Origin of the sequence: Pseudomonas sp. DCB_AW, from assembly GCF_026240895.1 — a bacterium.
Classification (GTDB): domain Bacteria; phylum Pseudomonadota; class Gammaproteobacteria; order Pseudomonadales; family Pseudomonadaceae; genus Aquipseudomonas; species Aquipseudomonas kermanshahensis.
This window is the reverse complement of the sequence record NZ_JAPFCE010000001.1, coordinates 1-20,770: the sequence shown is the minus strand read 5'-3', so window position 1 is coordinate 20,770 and position 20,770 is coordinate 1. Positions and strand designations below refer to the sequence as shown.

The 20,770-nt window shown below is 58.2% G+C and carries 20 protein-coding genes and 2 pseudogenes; 4 read left to right on the top strand and 18 right to left on the bottom strand.

The genetic code is table 11. The features are described 5' to 3' along the window. Nucleotides 1-156 precede the first annotated feature (156 nt). The gene (locus OO306_RS00110; RefSeq protein WP_085273329.1) at nt 157-801 is read left to right on the top strand and encodes a glutathione S-transferase family protein; all 645 of its coding nucleotides are present in this window, start codon (nt 157-159) and stop codon (nt 799-801) included. A 200-nt stretch (nt 802-1,001) separates the two neighbouring features. Next, nucleotides 1,002-1,508, top strand: a complete 507-nt coding sequence (locus OO306_RS00105; RefSeq protein ID WP_265967321.1) for a hypothetical protein — start codon at nt 1,002-1,004, stop codon at nt 1,506-1,508. A 132-nt stretch (nt 1,509-1,640) separates the two neighbouring features. Here OO306_RS00105 and sfnR read toward each other — a convergent pair whose 3' ends face one another. The 4 genes from sfnR to mrdA form a co-directional block, all read right to left on the bottom strand. Continuing rightward, nucleotides 1,641-2,738: a sigma54-dependent transcriptional activator SfnR gene (sfnR, locus tag OO306_RS00100; RefSeq protein WP_265967320.1), complete on the bottom strand. Its 1,098-nt coding sequence runs from the start codon at nt 2,736-2,738 to the stop codon at nt 1,641-1,643. Nucleotides 2,739-2,747: 9 nt separating this feature from the next. Beyond that, nucleotides 2,748-3,935, bottom strand: a complete 1,188-nt coding sequence (locus OO306_RS00095) for an acyl-CoA dehydrogenase family protein (protein WP_265967319.1) — start codon at nt 3,933-3,935, stop codon at nt 2,748-2,750. Nucleotides 3,936-3,944: 9 nt separating this feature from the next. After that, on the bottom strand, nt 3,945-4,505 hold the full coding sequence (gene msuE / locus OO306_RS00090) for an FMN reductase (protein ID WP_099428959.1): 561 nt from the start codon (nt 4,503-4,505) through the stop codon (nt 3,945-3,947). Between the two features lie 536 nt (nt 4,506-5,041). Next, a complete protein-coding gene (mrdA, locus tag OO306_RS00085; protein ID WP_027593687.1) occupies nt 5,042-6,934 on the bottom strand; it encodes a penicillin-binding protein 2 in 1,893 nt (630 codons plus the stop codon). Nucleotides 6,935-7,497: 563 nt separating this feature from the next. Between mrdA and OO306_RS00080 the strand changes: the two genes are divergently transcribed. Continuing rightward, nucleotides 7,498-8,829, top strand: coding sequence for an MFS transporter (locus tag OO306_RS00080; protein ID WP_186679731.1), 1,332 nt, complete (start codon nt 7,498-7,500; stop codon nt 8,827-8,829). Between the two features lie 370 nt (nt 8,830-9,199). Continuing rightward, a complete protein-coding gene (locus tag OO306_RS00075) occupies nt 9,200-9,913 on the top strand; it encodes a GntR family transcriptional regulator (protein ID WP_027593685.1) in 714 nt (237 codons plus the stop codon). Nucleotides 9,914-9,919: 6 nt separating this feature from the next. Here the strand turns inward: OO306_RS00075 and OO306_RS00070 are convergent, their stop codons facing one another. The 14 genes and pseudogenes from OO306_RS00070 to OO306_RS00005 all read right to left on the bottom strand — a co-directional run. Then, nucleotides 9,920-10,870: a PDR/VanB family oxidoreductase gene (locus tag OO306_RS00070; protein WP_265967318.1), complete on the bottom strand. Its 951-nt coding sequence runs from the start codon at nt 10,868-10,870 to the stop codon at nt 9,920-9,922. Between the two features lie 12 nt (nt 10,871-10,882). Further along, complete coding sequence (locus OO306_RS00065; RefSeq protein WP_265967317.1) at nt 10,883-11,950, bottom strand: aromatic ring-hydroxylating dioxygenase subunit alpha; 1,068 nt, start codon at nt 11,948-11,950, stop codon at nt 10,883-10,885. 292 nt (nt 11,951-12,242) lie between these two features. Next, nucleotides 12,243-12,362, bottom strand: a pseudogene (locus tag OO306_RS00060) (flagellar basal body protein); the annotation flags it as partial. Nucleotides 12,363-12,728: 366 nt separating this feature from the next. Beyond that, nucleotides 12,729-13,015, bottom strand: a pseudogene (locus tag OO306_RS00055) (PAAR domain-containing protein). Nucleotides 13,016-13,031: 16 nt separating this feature from the next. Beyond that, nucleotides 13,032-13,337, bottom strand: coding sequence for a hypothetical protein (locus tag OO306_RS00050; protein ID WP_265967315.1), 306 nt, complete (start codon nt 13,335-13,337; stop codon nt 13,032-13,034). 155 nt (nt 13,338-13,492) lie between these two features. Next, the gene (locus OO306_RS00045) at nt 13,493-14,077 is read right to left on the bottom strand and encodes a hypothetical protein (protein WP_265967314.1); all 585 of its coding nucleotides are present in this window, start codon (nt 14,075-14,077) and stop codon (nt 13,493-13,495) included. A gap of 14 nt (nt 14,078-14,091) precedes the next feature. Beyond that, nucleotides 14,092-15,801, bottom strand: coding sequence for an RHS repeat-associated core domain-containing protein (locus OO306_RS00040; protein WP_265967313.1), 1,710 nt, complete (start codon nt 15,799-15,801; stop codon nt 14,092-14,094). A gap of 165 nt (nt 15,802-15,966) precedes the next feature. Further along, nucleotides 15,967-16,197, bottom strand: a complete 231-nt coding sequence (locus tag OO306_RS00035) for a hypothetical protein (protein ID WP_265967312.1) — start codon at nt 16,195-16,197, stop codon at nt 15,967-15,969. A 143-nt stretch (nt 16,198-16,340) separates the two neighbouring features. Next, a complete protein-coding gene (locus OO306_RS00030; RefSeq protein WP_265967311.1) occupies nt 16,341-16,604 on the bottom strand; it encodes a PAAR domain-containing protein in 264 nt (87 codons plus the stop codon). Nucleotides 16,605-16,668: 64 nt separating this feature from the next. Continuing rightward, nucleotides 16,669-17,070, bottom strand: a complete 402-nt coding sequence (locus OO306_RS00025; RefSeq protein ID WP_265967310.1) for a hypothetical protein — start codon at nt 17,068-17,070, stop codon at nt 16,669-16,671. Between the two features lie 363 nt (nt 17,071-17,433). Then, entirely contained in the window at nt 17,434-18,261 is an 828-nt protein-coding gene (locus OO306_RS00020) for an RHS repeat-associated core domain-containing protein (RefSeq protein ID WP_265967309.1), read from the bottom strand. Nucleotides 18,262-18,277: 16 nt separating this feature from the next. Then, nucleotides 18,278-18,538: a PAAR domain-containing protein gene (locus OO306_RS00015; RefSeq protein WP_265967496.1), complete on the bottom strand. Its 261-nt coding sequence runs from the start codon at nt 18,536-18,538 to the stop codon at nt 18,278-18,280. 73 nt (nt 18,539-18,611) lie between these two features. Beyond that, nucleotides 18,612-18,998, bottom strand: a complete 387-nt coding sequence (locus tag OO306_RS00010) for a hypothetical protein (protein ID WP_157765546.1) — start codon at nt 18,996-18,998, stop codon at nt 18,612-18,614. Beyond that, nucleotides 18,999-20,770: RHS repeat-associated core domain-containing protein (locus OO306_RS00005; protein WP_323055818.1), on the bottom strand; the 1,772-nt coding region annotated here is incomplete at its 5' end.

Below are 20,770 nucleotides of genomic sequence, written 5' to 3'. Positions count from 1 at the left end.
TGGCCCGGGCAGGGGGCATATAACGGGAATGACGGGTCGTGGGAGGTTTTGAATTGACCGCGGCAAGCCCTGCGTGATTTGCTCGGTTTACCGGTGACTGGCCCGAGCAAAAGCCCCGGCACCTAACGATCATTCAAAGGAAACTGAAGGTCTGCCATGTCCGAATACACGCTCCACTGCTTCGCCGAATCCGGCAATGCCTACAAAGCCGCCCTCATGCTCGAACTCACCGGCCAGCCTTGGCAGCCGGTGTTCGTCGACTTTTTCAACGGCCAGACCCGCGAGCAGGCCTGGCGCGATGAAGTGAACGAGCAGGGCGAGGTGCCGGTGCTCGAACACGCGGGCAAGTCGTTCACCCAATCGGCCTTGATCCTGGAATACCTCGCTGAGCAGACCGGCCAGTTTGGCCCACGCGATGAGGACGAAAAGCGCGAGATCTGGCGCTGGATGCTGTTCGACAACCACAAGTTCACCAGCTACTACGCGGCGCTGCGGTTCATCTATTGCCTGAAACAAATGGGCGAAACCGATGTGACCAAGTTCTTGCGTGATCGCGCCACGGCGGCCTATCGCATCGTTGATGCACATTTGGCGAAGACGCCGTTCATGGTCGGCGGGCGCTTGACCATCGCCGACCTGTCGTTGGCGGGGTATGTGTTCATGCCTGAAGACACGGGTATCGCGCTGGACGAATTCGTTCATATCGAGGCCTGGAAAGCGCGGATCAAGAGCACGCCAGGCTGGAAACACCCCTATGACCTGATGCCGCGGACAGCGCCTGTTCAAGCGCCATTCGGATGACTGGTCGTGACAAGCGCTAGCGCATGACTACGCTCAGGACGTAAGACACATTCTGCAACAACTGGCCAGTTGGCCCTGATGGATCTCGCTCACCCGCTGCAGATGGAAGGCCGCACTGGTTTGCAGGTCGCCCCATGGGGGGGCCGGAACTCACGGGGTGTCATGTGCAACCCCCGTGCTACTCCAAGCGGAGGCTCTACATGCTCAAAAAATGCTTGTTGGCTTTGGCAATCGGCGCGGTTTTGTCAGCGTCGGCCGTGTTGGTGCCTGACTCCATTGGCGGTGCGTCCAGCGCGTTTGCGAAGGATGGCGGTGGTGGAGGTGGCGGCGGCCATGGTGGCGGCGGTGGCGGCGGTGGTCATGGCGGCGGTGGGGGTGATAGCGGTGGTGGTGGTGGCGGTGGTCACGGCGGCGGCAGCGGTGGTGGAGGTGGTCATGGTGGTGGCAGTGGAGGCGGCGGCAGTGGCGGCGGTGGAGGCCACGGCGGCAGTGGGAGCGGACACAGCGGCGATGGCGGCGGGCATGCCAGCTCAGGCCGTGGTGAAAGTGGACGCAATGGCGCCGATGATGGTGCCAACCATGAGGCCAACCATGAAGCGAATCACGAAGCGAATCACAGTGTTGGCGAGGCCCACGGTGTAGGGCATGGCGCCGATGATGGTGCCGATCATGATGTCGGCGATGATCATGGCGGTGACCGCACCTAGCATTTGAGTGGCCCGTGCCGGCCTCTTCGCGGGTAAACCCGCTCCCACAGGATCTTCACTGGCCTTGAAAGCAGTGGAATACCTGTAGGAGCGGGTTTACCCGCGAAGAGGCCGGTACAGGCACTGCACATTTCAAATCGACAATCGCACCACCCGGTTATCCATAACCTGATGCTCCTGCCCCCGCCTTTTGTTCACCACCAACTCGCCAATCGCAATCAGCCGGGTCCGGGTGATGTTGCGCGACAGCCCCAGCAACTGCGCGGTATGCACCTGGTTGTAATGGCAAAAACGGTACGCCGAGCGCAGCAGGGCATTTTCGACCTTCTCGTACAGCCCCCCAGGCTGCTCCTCGTACAATTGGCTAAACGCCCGCTGCAGCAGTTCCTCCACGGCATTGCTGGCAGGCTCCTCCTGCCGTTCGATACGCAGGTTGGACAGCCGCAAATCCTGCGCCTGGATCACCCCGTCAGCACAGGTCAACAAGCTGTGGTGAATAACGTTTTCCAACTCACGGATATTGCCCGGCCACGCATAGTCAACCAGCTTGGCCTGGGCCGTCGGGTTCAATTCCACCGGCCCGTAGCCCAGCCGGTCGCTGTAGCTACGAATGAAATGACGCGCCAATGGCAGGATGTCACCTGGCCGGTCACGCAGCGGGTGCAACTGCAAGGTCACCACGTTCAGCCGGTAATACAAGTCTTCGCGAAAATGCCCGGCATTGATGGCCTTCTCCAGCTGCACGTTGGTCGCCGCCAGCACACGCACATTGATCGGGATGCTTTTGCGTGAACCCAGCCGCACCACCTCGCGCTCCTGCAACACCCGTAGCAGCTTGACCTGGATCGGCAAGGGCAGGTCGCCAATCTCATCGAGGAACAGCGTGCCGCCGTCAGCCTCCTCGAACCAGCCGGCCTTGGCCGCCAGGGCGCCGGTGAAGGCGCCTTTTTCATGGCCAAACAGTTCGGCCTCCACCAGCGACTCGGAAAACGCCCCGCAATTGACCGCGACGAATGGGCCGTTACGCCGGCCGCTGAGGTTATGAATATGGCGTGCGACCAGCTCCTTGCCCGTGCCGGTTTCGCCGATGATCAGCACGCTCGCCTCACTCGGCGCGACCTGTTGCAGGTGGGCGAGCAGCGCCTGTGACCTGGGGTCTTCGAAAACCTGCGCGGTCGCCCTGATCGAGGTGGCCAGTGTCGGGGACGGGGGGAGGGTCAGCAGTTGCATGGGCAATCCTCAGGAGTAGAAGGAGGGGGCAGGGCGCTTGCCGTTGAGGGCCCACTCGCCCAATTCATGGATGCGGTAGTCCACGGGGTCGTGCAGGGTCTGTGTCCTCAGGTTGCGCCAGTGGCGGTCGAAGCGCAGCGAGGCGTGGGTAGCGCGGGCACCGGTGACCTCGAACAGCCGGTTGCAGATATCCAGGCCATGGCGGCTGGCGGCAACCTTGGCAGTGCCGATGGCCAGGGCCAGGTCGCCGCGTTCCTCTGCGCTTAAGGCATGCTCCTTGGCCCAGGCGCTATCGAGCTGGCGGGCAGCGCGTTCGATCAGCAAACGGACGCTTTCCAGGCCGACCCAGAACTCGCCGTAATGGCGCAGCACATAAGGGTCTTCGGCAGTGGTGGTGGCGTTTGAGCGGAACCACGGCCGGCTTTCCTTGAGGGTGTACTGGCGGGCTTCCTCGTACGCGCCTTCGGCGATACCCAGGAACAGGTTGGCAAAATGCAGCTGCGCAATCAGCGGGCGCAAGGCGGCGAAGGGCGTGCTCAACGGCCCTGGGTCGAGCAGCAGTTCAGTGTGCTCGACCCGCACCCGTTCAAACGTGGCGCTGCCGCTGTCGGTCTGGCGCTGGCCGATGTTGTGCCAGTCGCTGTGCAGGCTGATACCGGTACGGCCACTGGGGATCGCGGCGATCAGCAGTTTGCCGCCCGCGCGTTCGTCCACGGCGGAGGCGATCAGCATTTCCGAGTCGCTGGCACCGGAGCAGAAGCTCTTCTTGCCAGAGAATTCGCACCAACCGTCGAAGTGCTTGACCACGGTGCGTGTGTCCAGCGGGTTGAGGGCGTTACCCCAAAACCACTGCTTGCGTGCAGTCTGCTCGAACCACGGCTGCCATTGGTCTGGGCGCGAAAACAGGCGCACGGTGGCCAGCATCAGGTGATGGAAACCGAAGACGTGGGCAATGGAGCTGTCGACCCGGGCGAACTCGCGCACCACTTCGAAAGTATCGAACCAGCTCGCGCCTTGGCCACCGAACGCCTGTGGGATAGCCAGCGACAACAGGCCGCTGCCACGTAGCGCGTCGCGCTCAACCTTGGGCGTACCGCCGCGCTCGTCACGCTCGACGGCGGTCTGGGCGAACTGCCCAGCCAACTCGCGGGCGATGGCCAGGGCAGGGCGTGGTGCCGTGTTTACCGGTGCATTCATGGCCGCTCCTCAGGCGCTTTTGCGCAGCGCGTGATGGGCGCCGAACAGCGGCACGGCACGTTCGGCGGCCAGGCGGATACGCGCGGCGAGGGCCTCACTGGAAACGCGGTAGTCGGCCAGTTCCGCTTGGCTGGCAAACACACCAATCGGCAGTGTCAGGGCCTGCAGGAAGCTGAACAGCGGGCGCAACTGGTGATCGAGCACCAGCGCGTGGCGCTCACTGCCCCCAGTGGCGGCGAGCAGCACTGGGGTGTCGACCAGGGCGTCCTGGCCAATAAGGTCGAACAGATGCTTGAAGTGGCCGGTAAAGCTGCCGCGGTACACCGGCGTGGTCACCACCAGCAGGTCGGCCTTTTCCACCAGCCGCAGTTGCTGCTCCACGGCCTCGGGCAGCTCGCTGCGCCACAGGGCACTGCCCAACGGGCGGGCAATGTCACCCAGGTCGATGAGGTGAGGCTTGATGTTCAGGTGTTCGGCCAGTTCCGCGAGGATCGCCTCGGTCAGGGCCAAGGTGCGCGAAGGGCGGGAAGTACCGCCAGACAGGGCGACGACATTCAGTGGGGTGCTCATGGGCAAGTCTCCGGTTCGGGTTGAGCGGGGGACTTTGCTGGAGCAATCGTCGTGCCGTTTATAAAACGTATTTTAGATCAACGGGTTACGCTTTACAGCGCCCGGGGCGATGTTGCCGTGCGGGCGCTGGCTGTTGATCGGGTGTTGCGCTGCAGACAGTTGGCCGGGTGTTGGCGGCTGTACAGTTGAGAGCGTTATAGAGGATTTGGGTTCGACCAAAAAAGAATAAGAATTTATATTCTTATTCCACTAACCAGGCGGAGCGCCGCCCGCGCGGCGCATCGCGAGCAACGCTCGCTCCTACGTTTGTTTTCGGCCAATAACGCCTGTGACAGGCGCGCGCGAACGCTTTGTTTGTTCGGCGCGATATTGAGCCATACGCCAAGGCGGTCGCGCGCGTTTGCCCCAGAAATAACTGGCCCGAAACAAACGTAGGAGCGAGCGTTGCTCGCGATGCGCCGCGCGGGCGGCGCTCGATCTCATAGGCGCTGCAAATCCCATGGCGAACCCCTAGCAACCCATCGCCACATCCACCCCTAACCGTGCGGCACTGCCTTGGTCGCCGCATTGCCCGCATATTCAGGCTTCAAGTGCCCCTGCTCATCCAGCAGGTACGCATCCATCACCTCGCGCACCACCGGCCCTGCCACGCGCCCGCCCGCTTCGCCGTTCTCGATCATCACCGCCACCACCACGCTTGGGTGATCGGCCGGTGCGAAGCCGACGAACAGGGCGTTGTCGCGGTGCCGTTCCAGGGTCTTGTTGCGGTTGTAGCGCTCGCCTTGCTTGATCGCCACCACCTGCGCCGTGCCGCTCTTGCCGGCGATGCGGTACTGGGCGCCGGCCGCCGAGGCGCGGGCGATGCCGCGGGGGTCGTGCATGACCATCTGCATGCCTTGGCTGACCTGGTCCCAGGCGCGTTTGTCATGCAGCACGATGTCGGGCATCGGGTTGGGGTCGACCGGGGTCTCGCCACCCACTGTCATGGCCAGGTGCGGGCGGTGCCATACACCCTTGCTCGCCAGCAGGCTGGTGGCCTGGGCCAATTGCAGCGGGGTGACCTGCATGTAGCCCTGGCCGATCCCCAGGATCAACGTCTCGCCCGGGAACCAGGCCTGGCGGCGCGTGGCGCGCTTCCATTCGGCGGAAGGCATCAGCCCGGACGCTTCCTCGAACATGTCCAGCGACACCTTCTGCCCCAGACCGAATTCGGCCATGTAGTCGTGCAGGCGCTCGATCCCCAGCTTGTGCGCGAGGTCGTAGAAGTAGGTGTCGTTGGACCGCATGATGGCGGTGTACATATCTACCCAGCCGTCACCGCTGCGGTTCCAGTTGCGGTATTTGTGTTCGTAGTTGGGTAGCTCGTAGTAGCCCGGGTCGAACACACGGCTGCCGGGGGTGATCACGCCACTGTCCAGGCCGGCGATGGCCACTTCCGGCTTGACCGTCGAGCCCGGTGCATACAAGCCGCGCAGCACGCGGTTGAACAGCGGCCGGTCGATGGAGTCGCGCAGGGCGGCGTACTGCTTGAAGCTGATGCCTTTGACGAACAGGTTGGGGTCGAAGCTTGGGTTGCTGACCATCGCCAGCACGTCGCCATTGGCTGGGTCCAGCACCACCACCGAACCGCGGCGGTCGCCCAGGGCCTTTTCGGCCGCCAGTTGCAAGTGGCTGTCCAGGCTCAGGATGATGTCCTTGCCGGGGATCGGGGCCTTGTGGTTGAGCACGCGCATGACCCGGCCCTGGGCGTTGGTCTCGACTTCTTCGTAGCCCACCTGGCCGTGCAGCTGGCGTTCGTAGAAGTGCTCGATACCGGTCTTGCCGATCGACTGCGTGCCGCGATACTCGGTGCTGTCGAGGGTCTTGGCTTCTTTCTCGTTGATGCGCCCAACATAACCCACCGAATGGGCGAAATGCTCGGCCAGTGGGTATTCGCGGATGAACTGCGGTTCTACCTCAAGGCCGGGCAGGCGGAACTGGTTGACCGCAACCAGGGCGATCTGCTCTTCGTTCAGGCCGACCATCAGGGTGACCGGCTCGAAGGGTTTGCGGCCGCGGCGCAGGTCCTTGTCGAACTGCCGGCGGTCATCCTCCGAAAGGCTCAACACCTGCGCCAGGGTATCCAGCACCTTGGCCGAGTCGCCGGCCCGCTCACGGGTCATGGTCAGGTCGAAACTGGGCTTGTTGTCGGCCAGCACCACACCGTTACGGTCGTAGATCAGCCCGCGCTCAGGGGCGATGGGCAGCACGTGCACGCGGTTGTTTTCCGACACGGCGCTCTGCTGGTCATGTTGCAGCACCTGCAGCACATAAAGGCGGCCCACGAGGACGGCGACCAGGGTGAAGACCAGGGTGGCGCAGGCGATCAGCCGGCGGTTGACCAGGTGCTTTTCCTTTTCGTGGTCCTTGAGGGGTATGGGCTGCGGCATGGGTGGCTCTGTGGGGTGGCGGTGTGGCCGGGCGGCGGCCCCGGGGCCGGCGATGCTACGCAACCCCTCCCTTTCGCTCAAGGCAGGCGGCCTTGGGCCGGGGCCGGCGATCAGCTGTTGGCCCCGGTATCAGGGTGTTCACGGCGAACATGAAGATTTGTTCATGCCGGCACTCGGATGGCTGCGCAGAGGGGGCGTATAAGGTTGTTTGTGGATCCACAAAACAACTGCTGTGCGATAAACGAACGAAATAATCATCAGGCGCTAAATTCATAAAATATTGAAAATTAACGGATTATTGTATTAATTCGTTGTGCGCTTGCCGCTTTGTGTCGTCGGATTGGTGTTTAGCAAATCACACACGGTTGTCTGTGGATCCATTATCTGATTGATTAGCGCCTGACGACGGCCAGCCCTCCGGCCGTGCGCGACGACAATTACAAGAAGGGTCCAGTCATGAATGGCTTATCTGGGGCACGGAACTGTCAACGTTCCTTCTGCTCTGCTTGCGTGTGCACGTCTGTCCTCCCGCCTGTGGCCCGCATCGGCCTGCAGGTGGCCCCATGAACATCGATCTCAAGCAGCGTCTGGACAATGACCCGATGGGCCGCTTCCAGTGCCTGGCCATCGGCATTTGCATCGTGCTGAACATGATCGATGGCTTTGACGTGCTGGTGATGGCCTTCACGGCCGCCTCGGTGTCTGCCGAGTGGGGCCTGAGTGGGGCGCAGGTGGGGCTGCTGCTCAGCGCCGGCCTGTTCGGCATGGCGGCAGGGTCACTGTTTATTGCGCCGTGGGCCGACCGCGTTGGCCGGCGCCCATTGATTCTGTTCTGTCTGGCGCTTTCCGGTGTCGGCATGTTGCTCTCGGCGTTGAGCCAGAGCCCGTTGCAACTGGCGCTGCTGCGCGGGCTGACCGGCCTTGGCATCGGCGGCATTCTGGCCAGCAGCAATGTGATCGCCAGTGAATATGCCAGCAAACGCTGGCGTGGCCTGGCAGTGAGCCTGCAGTCCACGGGGTATGCCTTGGGCGCGACCTTGGGCGGCTTGTTGGCGGTATGGCTGCTGGGCCACTGGGGCTGGCGTTCGGTGTTCCTGTTCGGCGGCATCGTCACGGTGCTGGTGATCCCGCTGGTGCTGCTGTGGCTGCCGGAGTCGCTGGACTTTTTGTTGGCACGCCGCCCGGCGAATGCCTTGGCGCGGGTCAATCGGTTGGCCGACAAACTCGGGCAACCGGCACTGTCCCAGCTGCCGCCGCCCGCGCAAAGCGTGCCTGGTGCCGCCACAGGGTTCAGGCAGTTGCTGACCCCCGCCATGCGCCGTACCACGCTGGTGATCTGGTTGCTGTTCTTCCTGGTGATGTTCGGCTTCTACTTCGTCATGAGCTGGACACCGAAGCTGCTGGTCGCGGCTGGCTTGTCGGCGCAGCAGGGCATTACCGGCGGAGTGCTGCTGAGCGTTGGCGGCATCCTTGGTGCGGCGCTGATTGGCGGCCTGTCGTCACGCTGGCCACTGAGCCGCGTGTTGGCGATGTTCATGCTGGTCACGGCCGGGCTGCTGGTGCTGTTCGTGGCCAGCGGGTCATCGGTCACTGCCGCGCTGGCGCTGGGCTTGCTGATCGGGCTGTTCGCCAACGGTTGCGTGGCTGGGCTGTATGCGCTGTCACCGGTGGTCTATGACGCGTCGGTGCGCGCCACCGGGGTGGGCTGGGGCATCGGCATTGGCCGGATTGGCGCAATCCTGTCGCCGACCGTGGCAGGCGTACTGCTCGACGGTGGCTGGCAACCGCTGCACCTGTATGGGGTGTTTGCCAGTGTCTTCGTGCTTGCTGCTGGTTGCCTGCTTTTGCTCAAGCCAGCGTCGCGGCCGGGGCAGGCAGTGATGGCCGATGCCTAGGGTCGTATCCCAGCAAAATTTTGCCAAGAATGGGTGAGGCTGGCAGGTGTACGCCGCAGCAATTTTGCCGGCATTGAGATCGAGCGCCGCCCGCGCGGCGCTTCGCAGCACAAGGCTGCTCCCACATCTGTTTCGGGCCAATTATTCCTGTGCCATGAGCGCGCGCCCCCTTGGCGCCTGACACGATATTGAGTCGGACCAACAAGGCGGTCGCGCGCAAATATCACAGGCCTCACTGGCCCGAAACAGATGTGGGAGCAGCCTTGTGCTGCGAAGCGCCGCGCGGGCGGCGCTCGATCTCATGGCCACCCAATGCGTCGTGGCGAGCACTGCGATAAGATTACCGCTCATGTCTCTGGAAACTGCCTGGATGAGCAAGCCCGGTCAATTGGTGCTGGTTACGCTTCGCAAGATGATCGCCTCCGGCGAGTTGGCGGCCGGCGAGCGTCTGATGGAAATCCCCACCGCCGAACTGTTCGGTGTCTCGCGGATGCCGGTGCGCATGGCATTTCGCACCCTCGAGCAGGAGGGCTTGCTGGTGCGTTTTGGCGGGCGTGGGTTTCAGGTGCGTTCCGTCAGCGCAGACGACATCGCCGGTGCGGTCGAGGTGCGTGGCGTGCTGGAAGGCCTGGCTGCGCGCCAAGCGGCAGAGCGTGGGCTGTCCGCTGAAGCGCGCGCGGCGCTGCAGCGCTGCCTGGTCGAAGGCGACCAGCTGTTCGACAAGGGTTTTGTCACCGAGGAAGACCTGCAGGCCTACCATGACCTCAACATGCGCTTCCACCAGGTGATCATCGCAGCCAGCCACAACCCGGCGATTGCCGATGCCCTGGCGCGCAATGACCACCTGCCGTTTGCCTCGGTCACTGCGCTGGCCGTGGACCGCCATGACCTGGCGCGTGAGTACAGGCGCTTCAACTATGCACACATGCAGCACCATTCGGTGTTCGATGCCCTGGTCAGCGGGCAGGGCGCCCGCGCCGAGGCCATCATGCGCGAGCACGCCAATGCCACCTTGCGCTACGCCGAGACGTTCGGCGCGGCCACGGCCGATGCGCGCATGAAGGTCATCCTGCCCTCGTCTTAAAGCGCTTCAGATATCCAGCACCAGCAGTGGCGTTTTCGAGCGCGAGCAGCAGGGCGTGAACTGATCGTTCTGCGCCTGCTCCTGTTCCGTGAGGAACAGGTCGCGATGCTCCGGTGTGCCTGCCAGCACGCGCGTCAGGCAGGTGCCGCAAATGCCTTGCTCGCACGACATGGCGATCGCGATGCCGTGCTGTTCAAGCACCTGCACCACACTCTGGTCGGCGGGCACCTCGAAGACCTGGCCGGTGCTGTTCACCTGCACCGAGAAGCTGCCGTCGTTCTGCGTATCAACCGGCGCGGCGGCAAAGTATTCGCGGTGCAGGCAGGCCTCCTGCCAGCCCTGCGCCTTGGCGCTTTCCAGCACATGCTGCATGAACCCGCCTGGGCCGCACACATACAGGTGCATATCGTCTTGCGGGTTGGCCAATACCTGGGCGATGTCCAGTGCAGTTTCAGGTTGCTCGTCGAAATGCACGAACAGGCGGTCGGCGAAGGCGGCACCGCGCATGCGTTCGACGAAGGCTGCACGTTCGCTGGAGCGGGCGCAGTAATGCAGTTCGAAGTCTTCGCCGCTGTGGGCCAGTTGCTCGGCCATGCAGAGGATCGGCGTAATGCCGATGCCACCTGCGAACAACAGGCTGCGACGGGCGCCCAGGGCCAGGGGGAACAAGTTGCGCGGTGCGCTGATACGCAGGCGGGCACCGTTGTGCACCTGCTCGTGCAGGCTGCGCGAGCCGCCACGTGAGGCAGGGTCCTTGAGTACGCCGATCAGGTAACGGTGGCGTTCTTCGGGGTGATTGCACAGTGAATACTGGCGGACTTGCCCATCCGGCAGGTGCACGTCAATGTGCGCGCCTGCGCTAAAGGGCGGTAGCAGGCTGCCATCGATTGCGGCCAGCTCGAAGCTGCAGATGTCCTGCGCTTCGTCGTTACGGGAAACCACTACGGCATCGATCATGTCCGTTCCTCGTCAGGCTGGGCTTGCGCTGGTCGCGATCAGTTGGGCTTGGGCCGTGCGTTCGTTGGCGATTAGGCGCTCCAGTATCTTGCGCGACTGGACCCCGCCGGCATCGATGTTGAGCTTGAGCAGGTTGCGCTCGGGGTAGGCGAGCAGGTTCTGTTGCTGGCGTTCGAGCATTTCCAGGTCTTCGCTGAAAATCTTGCCCTGGCCTTCGCGGATGTTGGCGGTCAGCGTTTCGTCGTGCGCTGCAAAGTTGCGCGCCATGCCCCAGAAGTACCAGATCGAGGTGTCGGTCTCTGGGGTGATGAAGTCGACCACGATGCTCGAGGCTTTGTGCTGCGCATCGGCGTGATAACCCCCTTTGCCTGCGTGGGCCACGCCAACTTCGATCAGCACATGGCTGGGCGGGGTGAAGCGGCAGATCTGCCAGCGGTCCACCGGCACATCGTCGGCCAGGCCGTTGCCGCGCAGGGCCATGCGCCAGAACGGCGGTGCCATGATGTTTTCCATGTGCCGGGCAGTCACCACTTCGTCACCGGTGACGGTGGTCACGGGCGGGGCTTCGTCGATTTCCTTCTGACCAATGCTGGAGGCATGCACATAGGTTTCGTGGGTCAGGTCCATGAGGTTGTCGATCATCAGCCGGTAGTCGCAGCCAATGTGGAACAGCCCGCCGCCGTAGGCCCACGCGTCATTCTCCGCCCACTCCAGGTGCGGGATCAGGCTTGGGTCCGCTTGCGCCTGGTCGCCGGGCCAGACCCAGATGAAGCCGTAGCGCTCGACCACCGCGAAGGTTTTGTTGCAAGGGAAGCCCCTGACTCGCTGCCCTGGCATCTCGACGGTCTTGCCGTCGCAGCCCATCACCAGGCCATGGTAGCCACACACCAGGTTGCCGTTTTCGACATAGCCCAACGACAGCGGGGCGCCACGGTGTGGGCAAAAGTCTTCCACCGCAGCTACCCGGTTTTCGTGGCCCCTATAGAACACGATCCGCTCCCCGCAGACCTGACGGCCCAGCGGTTTCTCGGCGATTTCATCGGGGGTGCAGGCGACATACCACGTGTTTTTGGGGTACATGGAGGCTCTCCGGGGTAGCGATTGTTTTTATTTAATGGATCCATTAAAAGTGGCGGAGGGCGGCCTAGTCAACGATTATGGTATTTTTTGCTGATTTATCTGGGCGATTATCGGACTGACATGAGTGGTTTTTTGTTTTATGGATCCATTAGCTGGGGTTTTCAGCACCGCTGGATGTCACCCTGCCGCGCTTGAACGATCCGGAACCTGACGAAACCAATCCCGACCTCGCCTGGCACAAAAAGCAGTGGCATGCAGTGCCTAGCGAGACCCTGACCGAACAGGTTTTTTTCAGGTCCTGGACTTCGGCGCGATCACGTTTGAAGCCAGTGGTCGAGACGTTGGCCAGGTTGTTGGAAATGGTGTCCATGGCGGACAGGCCGGTTTTAGCGACCCAACGAGCCGGAAGCATGCTGTTCTCCTCGTGCGCCTGTTTACGGCACCCGTTCAAATATGATTAGCCGATTTGCAATTGAGCGCTTGTACTCATTGAATGTTAGGAAGTATTAGCGCCAAGGTTCAGCGTCGAAAACTAGTAGAAGTACCAGGTGACCCGTTCCACTCGCGACGCCGAAGGTTGACTTCCAGATCACCCTTTCCGCTTGCCAGACCGACCCGGACCAGAACGCCTTCGCAACACTGGAGCTGGATGGCAAGAATGGCTCGCTGCCGATCGGCCCCATCGCAAAGGGTGTCTTCAAGTAGGCCCAACACAATGATGAAAATAATCTGTCTTGGTGACACAACCGATCATGGCGGAGATTCAGTTGGAACTCACTCAATAGTGTCTGTTTTGGGTTTGCGGCTTTTGGACGCTGCCGTGTGAAGCGCTGGCGATCAGGCTGGCGCCGCACGCGGTCTTCATGCCGTCGAGCGCAACGGGGATGCCACTGACGCGGTAGGTGTCACTGCCTTCGATGATTGGGAATTCACCCTTGCATAGAGGGCAGAAGACCATGTTGCCTTTGCCGGCCATGGGTTTGCCGTTGAGGTTGTATTGGTTATGCACTCAATAACTTTGCCTCCGTGATCGGTTGAGTCGTTAAGTCTTATAATCCTCAACATTCGGTTTGGCTCCTATTTATGATTCTGCTGAATCGGATTTTGGGGTGGGAGATACTTCTGCTCGACCCTCATCAATTGAAAGTAGGTAGGATCTAAGAATTTCAAGTACTTCGGTTTTCGTAAATATAAATTCTTCACCTGCATCCATCCCGCTTAAGGTGTAAATTATTTCATTCAGCTGGATATCATCGGAGCGATGGGTTTTCTCATCTAGGCTGATCAGGTATGTGTATTTGGAGAATTCTAACGGGTTGTACTCTCTTGATGAGAGGAAATTAATCATGTTTTGCACGATGCGTTTTTTTTCGTTTCTGCTGAGCATTGCGTCGCCCCCTAATATGTGCAGTTTAATTTTCAGGTGTTGCTAGTCCTTGTTCGATATTCACCTTGTGGAATGCTCGTCATAACCGCGCCGTCATGATCTGGCAAGTCCCTAGCCTGGTGAGGGGTTTCATTATTACTCGTCCAGTAGTCTATTTAAGTGGTTTGGATGACGAACGACCCGGCTGCTTGGTCTTGCTCAATGATCTCTTTTTTTAGTAATAAATAGCCTATGCCGCCAACAAGTATTCCTTTATGGTTTGGCGCTGATTTGTTTAGCCTTGAGTTGTTGATTTGGAGGATAAATTTTAGATTGGTCTCCTCTTTGTCCTGAAGCCAGGATGGTATTCCGCCTATTTTTGCAATTCCATTATCTGAGGTGTCAATTTCGGGGTTTTCTACTATCGATATCAGGTGGCTTTCGAGTGCTGGATTAAAGGTGCTTGAGTGAATTTTGCAAGGAGGGTAGGCAAGTACCTTGCCACCTTCGTTTAATGCGATTTCAATATATTGGTCTGATTTGGAGTATGGTGTGAATATAGAAATCAATAGCTCTGAGTTAATGGTTAGCCCGCTTATTTGCTTTGTAATGAAAGAGGCGGGCAGGCTTGCCAGATGTAGTAGTGGATTTCCGAGCTTGTCCGTTGGCCATGGCGTGGCTTTGGGGATGTATGGTTCGCCACCAATGAACGGCAACTCAGCTGTTTGAGGGTGCTTGGTAAATATTAACTCTTTGAACATATTGATTTATCCTATCATGGGCAGGGGCAGTTGCAATCTAGAAATTGTTGTGCGTTATTGCGTAACGCTCTGGCGCGGGAGGTTGGAACCCCGGATGTTCTCAATGCTCCTTGCCATATATCCATCTGTCGTTTAGTTGGTTTTCCATTGGTGCCGATTTGGAATTCGTCGCGACCTAGGCCTAAGTGCAACGACGCCAGGCGATTTTCTGCTCTATGAGCATCGACGTGCATTGGGCGTGGAATAGCGATGGAAGGGTTGTTCTTGCTTCGCCTCCCTTCTGGAATTAGTCCGATTTGCTCAAGTGCTTCGTGTCGTATAAATTCGTGTGCATCCAATTGGTCTCCTCTGTTAGTCTCTAAATCTGTTAAGCTTTCGTAGGTGCCTAGTTGGCACTTTCGCGCCAAGCCTAATGGGTCTACCCACTCCGTTGGGTTTGGGGCAAACATATATATGTTTATGCCGCCTAAGAAGCCGATGGGGTCCTTTCCAATAAAGCGACCAAGGCGCGAGTCATAATAGCGATGTCGGTTATAATGTAGTCCTGTTTCAATATCAAGGTATTGACCTTGGAGGCGCAGCGGATTACGGTAGTGCGCTAGCCCGGTGTCGGGCCGTTTCTGGCTCTCATGTCCCCAAGCTCTATAAGTTCCGCTCCACTGAATTCTTCCATCATTGGAAGTAAGCTCCATCGCCGTACCCAAGTGATCACATTGATACCAGGTGAGAGCGTCGAATGGCCTCAGCATTGGTTTACGCTGCCATACTGGATCCCGGTCGGCTTTGTACGGAAAATCATAGTTCGGCTGATGCAGCATCTCTTCAATATGATTCATCATGCCTTGCGCGACCGGAATGAAGGTGCCTGGTTCAAACACATAATGTATGGTCTGCCCCTTGCCGTCTCGGCCTCGTTGCTCGAACGCCAGCGTATCGCCGTCCCAGATAAACAGCGTCAGATTGCAGCCTAGCTGCTCATCCAGCGCACGCCGCGCATTCTCGTTCCAGACCGGTCCGGCCTGGACCCGGTTGCGGTACTTCGAGCGCGAGTCCTTGTAGACACGACGGCCTAACGCGTCATAGCCGAACTCGACGACCAACCGGTGATCCTCGTACCGCCGCAGCCGGTCATACAGGTCCCAGGTGAACTTGCCTGTCTTGCCCTTCTCAATCCGTTCCAGCAGATTGCCGCGCTCGTCGTACCGGTATTGCGTTCCGCAGTAGCTGCGCAGCACGTTGTCCATCAGCTTGCGTGGCGAGTGCGGATTTGGCCCGGGCGGTGCCTCGGGGTCCAGCAGGTTGCTCGCTGGGTCAAAGGCAAATATTTCCTTCTCGTAGTTAAGGCTGGCTTCAAGCAAACGACCAACCGGGTCATAACGGTAGCGCAGATCGCCACGGTTCAAGTCTTTGATGTGGCATAGCTGCCCGGCTTCGTCATAACGGTAGGTGCGCGCCGCTATGCGTTTGGACTCACCTTGCCGAGCCAGCGTCTGTTCCAGCAACTGGCCATTCGGGCTCCAAGTCTGTCGCTGGACCAGGCCATTGCCCTGCACGCGACCGATCTCTCGGTGCAGGTCATCACGCTCGAAACTGATCAACTCCTGGTCATCAAGTTTGAGCGCGAGCAGGTGGCCGCTGCCGTAGGTCAGCCAGCTGACCCGGTGGCCATCGGGGCGGGTGGTGGCGACGCGTTGGTTGAGGGCATCGTACTCGTGCTTGAACACGGCAACCTGCGGCTTGACCAAATAATCCAGCCACTGATGCTCACGCGTGTTGTTGCCTGCTGCATCGTAGAACCATTGCAGCCTGCAGGAACCGTTGTTAGCCAGCAGCAGGTTGCCATTGCCGTCATAGGCAAAGGTCTCAACCTCCCACTTCTCGCCGCCACGTCATCCGGCCTTGCGCTGGATAAGCCGACCCATGGGGGCGTACTCGAAGTGGGTAGTTCTGTCGCCATCCACACGGCGGGTCGGCAGGTTGCTGCCGTTGTCGTAAAGGTAGTGGATGGTCTCTTTGTCGAAGCCGGTTTGCTTGAGCAGTCGGCCTACAGGGTTGCCGTTGGCATCCACTATGCGAGTCAGGCGGATGTTTGGGTTCCATGCATTCAGTTTGAAATTCATTCTCGCACCGCCCTCCATCGGTGCATGTACATCGACGGAATGGAGAGCTGCCTGACCAGCTCTGAGTTCTAAGTCGGGAGCGGCGGCAACAGACATACTGCCTGGGTGTCTGTTGTTCGCCTGCTTCACTTGGCCTGATTGACTCAGCGATGGACGCTGCCGTGTGATGCGCTGGCAATCAAGCTGGCGCCGCACGCGGTTTTCATGCCGTCAAGGGCGACGGGTACTCCGTTGACGCGGTACGTGTCACTGCCTTCGATGATTGGAAACTCGCCTTTGCACAGAGGGCAGAAAACCATGCTGCCTTCGCCGGCCATTGGTTTGCCGTTGAGGTTAGTATTGTCTATGGAGCCGATCACCATACCACCATGGTCGGTTGGATCCCCAGTCCTTACAATGCTCTTCATGTGAATTTCTCTTGTGTGTTTCAGGTAGGTTAGGTCACTCAAATGACCCTTAATGCGGCGAATGCTACTGTGAGGGGGTTTTAAGTGCGTACAGATTTTTGTAAAAACCCCAATGAATAATTTTTGAGTTATTTTCATTTACGTATAGAGTGTTTACGTAATCTAGTTCTTGTGCGTATGGTTGCCATTCTTTCAGAGTGGTTATAATTGCTGGGAAGGCATCATCTATGTTGATGATTATTATGGTTTCTGATTCCTTTAGGTCTATGAGTGATGCTGCGGCGAGTATCTCCATGATTAATTTGTCTCTTTGGATAGAGTGTGCTTCATATTTGTCGGGGATTTTATCCCAATGAATGTTGGATGCGCCTGTTGGTAGTAGGCTCCTAATTTTTTTTAAAAGTTCATCCTGGTTTTCATAGAGGTGGGTGTCGATGTAAGCTTGGCATTCTGGTGTGAAGCTCATCGGTTAAATCTCCTTATTATTTTCCCAACTGTTTTTTGTGTTGCCTCAAAGCAAATTGTTCTTTCGTTTTTCCTGTTGAAAGCATTTATATGAGCCTTGTGTCTGTTGTCATATTCCACACGGAATCCCCGGTGCTCATTTTGAGCGCGTCTCCCATTGAAGGGTTCTGGTATGAATTTAGCCGGATTGGGAACGGAGTCTTTTGCGGAGATTTGAGTGTGTCCTAGGGCGCTATTCATTGCTTGATTGTAGTCGTCGTGCAACTCGTCACATTGACGTTCTTTCCTAGTCCTTTCTCTTTCGAGTTCTTTTCTCTTGTCTCTAGCGCTGCATGGCGTGGCGGTTTTTGTCAGTCCAAATGGGTCAATCCACTGTATCGGGTTTGGCGCGTACTGATACGTAAAGCCCGCCATCAAGCCCTATTGGATCCTTGCTAATAAATCTTGCCGTCCGAGGGTCGTAGTAGTGATGGTAGTTGTAGTGCAACTCTGTTTTGAGGTCAGAGTGCTGCCCTTGAAACAGGAGCGGATTTCGAATGTCGGTTGAGACGGGATGATCATTGTGTTTCTCATGCGACATTCCCCAGACGGTATGCTGACCGCTCCAGAATATGTTGCCAACGTCGTCTGTTTTCTCCATGGGCGTACCCAGATGATTGCAGTGATACCAAGCAAAGGTGTGGGATGGTTTAGGCATTGGCTTGCGCTGCCACACCGGATCTTGTGCGACGTCATAGGGAAAATCATAGCTTGGCTGGTGCAGCATCTCCTCGATGTGATTCATCACGTCCTGTGCAACTGGTATGAATGTTCCCGGCTCAAACACATAGTGTATGGTCCGCCCCTTGCCATCCCGACCGCGCTGCTCGAAGGCCAACGTGTCCCCATCCCATATGAACAGCGTCAAATTGCAGCCCAGCTTTTCATCCAGCGCACGCCTCGCGTTTTCGTTCCAAACCGGTCCAGCTTGCACCCGGTTGCGGTACTTCGAGCGTGAGTCCTTGTAGACGCGGCGGCCTAACGCGTCATAACCAAACTCGACAATCAATCGGTCATCCTCGTACCGCCGCAGTCGGTCATACAAGTCCCAGGTGAACATGCCGGTCTTGCCGTTCTCAATCCGCTCGATCAGGTTACCGCGCTCGTCGTACCGATACTGCGTGCCGCAGTAGCTGCGCAACACGTTGTCCATAAGGCTGCGCGGCCACTCAGCGATGGACGCTGCCGTGTGATGCGCTGGCAATCAAGCTGGCGCCACACGCGGTTTTCATGCTGTCGAGCGCGACGGAAATGCCATTGACGCGGTAGGTGTCACTGCCTTCGATGATTGGGAACTCACCTTTGCATAGAGGGCATAAAACTCTATAGCCTTTGCCGGGCATTGGTTTGCCGTTGAGGTTGGTATGAGGGATGGCGTTCACGACTTCTCCGCCATGATCGGTTGTGTCAGCAAGACAGATTATTTTTATCATTGTGTTGGGCCTACTCCAGATTCAGTTGGAACTCAATCAATAGTGTCTGTTTTGGGTTTGCGGCTTCGTTTTAGGTATAAAGTTTTCTAATGGCTGATGATGCAACCATGGGGTCAGGGTCTTTGGATAGTTGTTGCAGGATGTCTTTGGGCACCTTGGGATTGCAGGCAATTCGGTGTCTTACAGTTGCGTCCGAATCGATTGCGAGTCGCTCGAAGACCGTTCTATTAAGTTTTCGTTTGGTTGCTATTTTCCATCGGATATCTATGTCGCTGCTCTTCGAGAGACGGTCTATGATGTCGTCGGGAATGTTTTTGTTCCCAGCTACGCATCGTGCGAGCTCCGGGTAGTTATTAAGTATTTCAGTCCATACTTCAAGTGAGGCAGTTTGGTGTGCAAACGTGGTATCTTCATCATCGTCGCAAAGGATCCTGAATTCTTCAGCTGTGATACTCATCTATTTCCCCTTTTGGTCCTTGCATTGCATGCCCTTCAGGCTCATTTTTTCGCCAGTAGCACCTTTATGTTTGCCCTTCATGTAATCGCCATATATATCCGCATCTTCTTGGTGGATAAGTTGATCGCCGAGTTGTCTCATTACTTTCCATTCACTACCACCATGATTCTCAGTGTCCCGCGACCACCATAGGTCGCTTTCTGGATCTCGATAATACTTTGCTCTTGTTCCGTTTAACATGCCTTCGCATACGCGATTGTAGCGGTGCACTTCCCATGGTTTCCTGCATGGATTTGAAGAATGTTGATTGGATTTTGATGACTTTGGTTTTCTTCCGCTTGGCGATGAGCTTTTTGTTAGTCCGAGTGGGTCTATCCATTGAGTAGGGTTCTGCGCGTAGGTATAAACATTTAGGCCACCGCTGAAGCCGATTGGGTCTTTGGTGATAAAGCGGCCTGTACTGGGGTCGTAGTATCTATATCTGTTATAGCTATAGCCACTCTCGACGTCAAAGTACTGCCCTTGGAATCGAAGTGAATTATGGTGGAGATGTGAGCATTCATTGGTGCTTGTATTCTGATCAGCTAATCCCCAGGCTGTATAGATGTCGCGCCGCCATATTTTCCCGCCACAGTTTGTCACGTCCAGGGGGGTGCCAAGCTGATCGCATTGATACCAAGCAAACCCATCCAACGGTTTTGGTTTAGGCTTGTGCTGCCACACCGGATCACGGTCCATGTCATAGGGGGAATTATAGGCCGGCTGATACAGCATTTCCTCGATGTGATTGAGCACTCCTTGTGCAACCGGAACGAAGGTGGCTGGTTCAAACACATAGTGTGTGGTCTGCCCCTTGCCATCCCGACCGCGCTGCTCGAAGGCCAGTGTGTCACCGTCCCAGATGAATAGCGTCAGATCGCAGCCTAGCTTCTGATCCAGCGCACGCCGTGCGTTCTCGTTCCAAACCGGTCCAGCCTGGACGCGGTTGCGGTACTTCGAGCGCGAGTCCTTGTACACACGGCGGCCTAAGGCGTCATATCCAAACTCGACAACCAGTCGATCATCCTCGTATCGACGCAGGCGGTCATACAGGTCCCAGGTAAACTTGCCGGTCTTGCCGTTCTCAATCCGCTCCAGCAGATTGCCGCGCTCGTCGTAGCGGTACTGCGTGCCGCAGTAGCTGCGCAGCACGTTGTCCATGAGCTTGCGCGGCGAGTGCGGATTGGGCCCCGGTGGAGCTTCGGGGTCCAGCAGGTTGCTCGCCGGGTCGAAGGCAAACGTTTCCTTTTCGTAGTTAAGGCTGGCTTCGAGCAAGCGCCCCACTGGGTCATAGCGGTAGCGTAGATCACCACGGTTCAAGTCTTTGATGCGGTGTAACTGACCCGCCTCGTCGTAACGATAGGTGCGCGCTGCTATGCGTTTGGACTCACCTTGCCGAACCAGGGTGTGTTCCAGCAACTGACCATTCGGGCTCCAGGTCTGGCGCTGGATCAGGCCATTGCCCTGCACGCGGCCGATCTCCCGGTGCAGGTCATCACGCTCGTAACTGATCAACTCCTGGTCGTCGAGTTTGAGCGCGAGCAGGTGACCGCTGCCGTAGGTTAGCCAGCTAACCCGGTGGCCATCGGGGCGGGTGGTGGCGATGCGTTGATTAAGCGCATCGTACTCATGCTTGAACACGGCCACCTGTGGCTTGACCAGATAATCCAGCCACTGATGCTCGCGCGTGTTGTTACCTGCTGCATCGTAGAACCATTGCAGTCTGCAGGTGC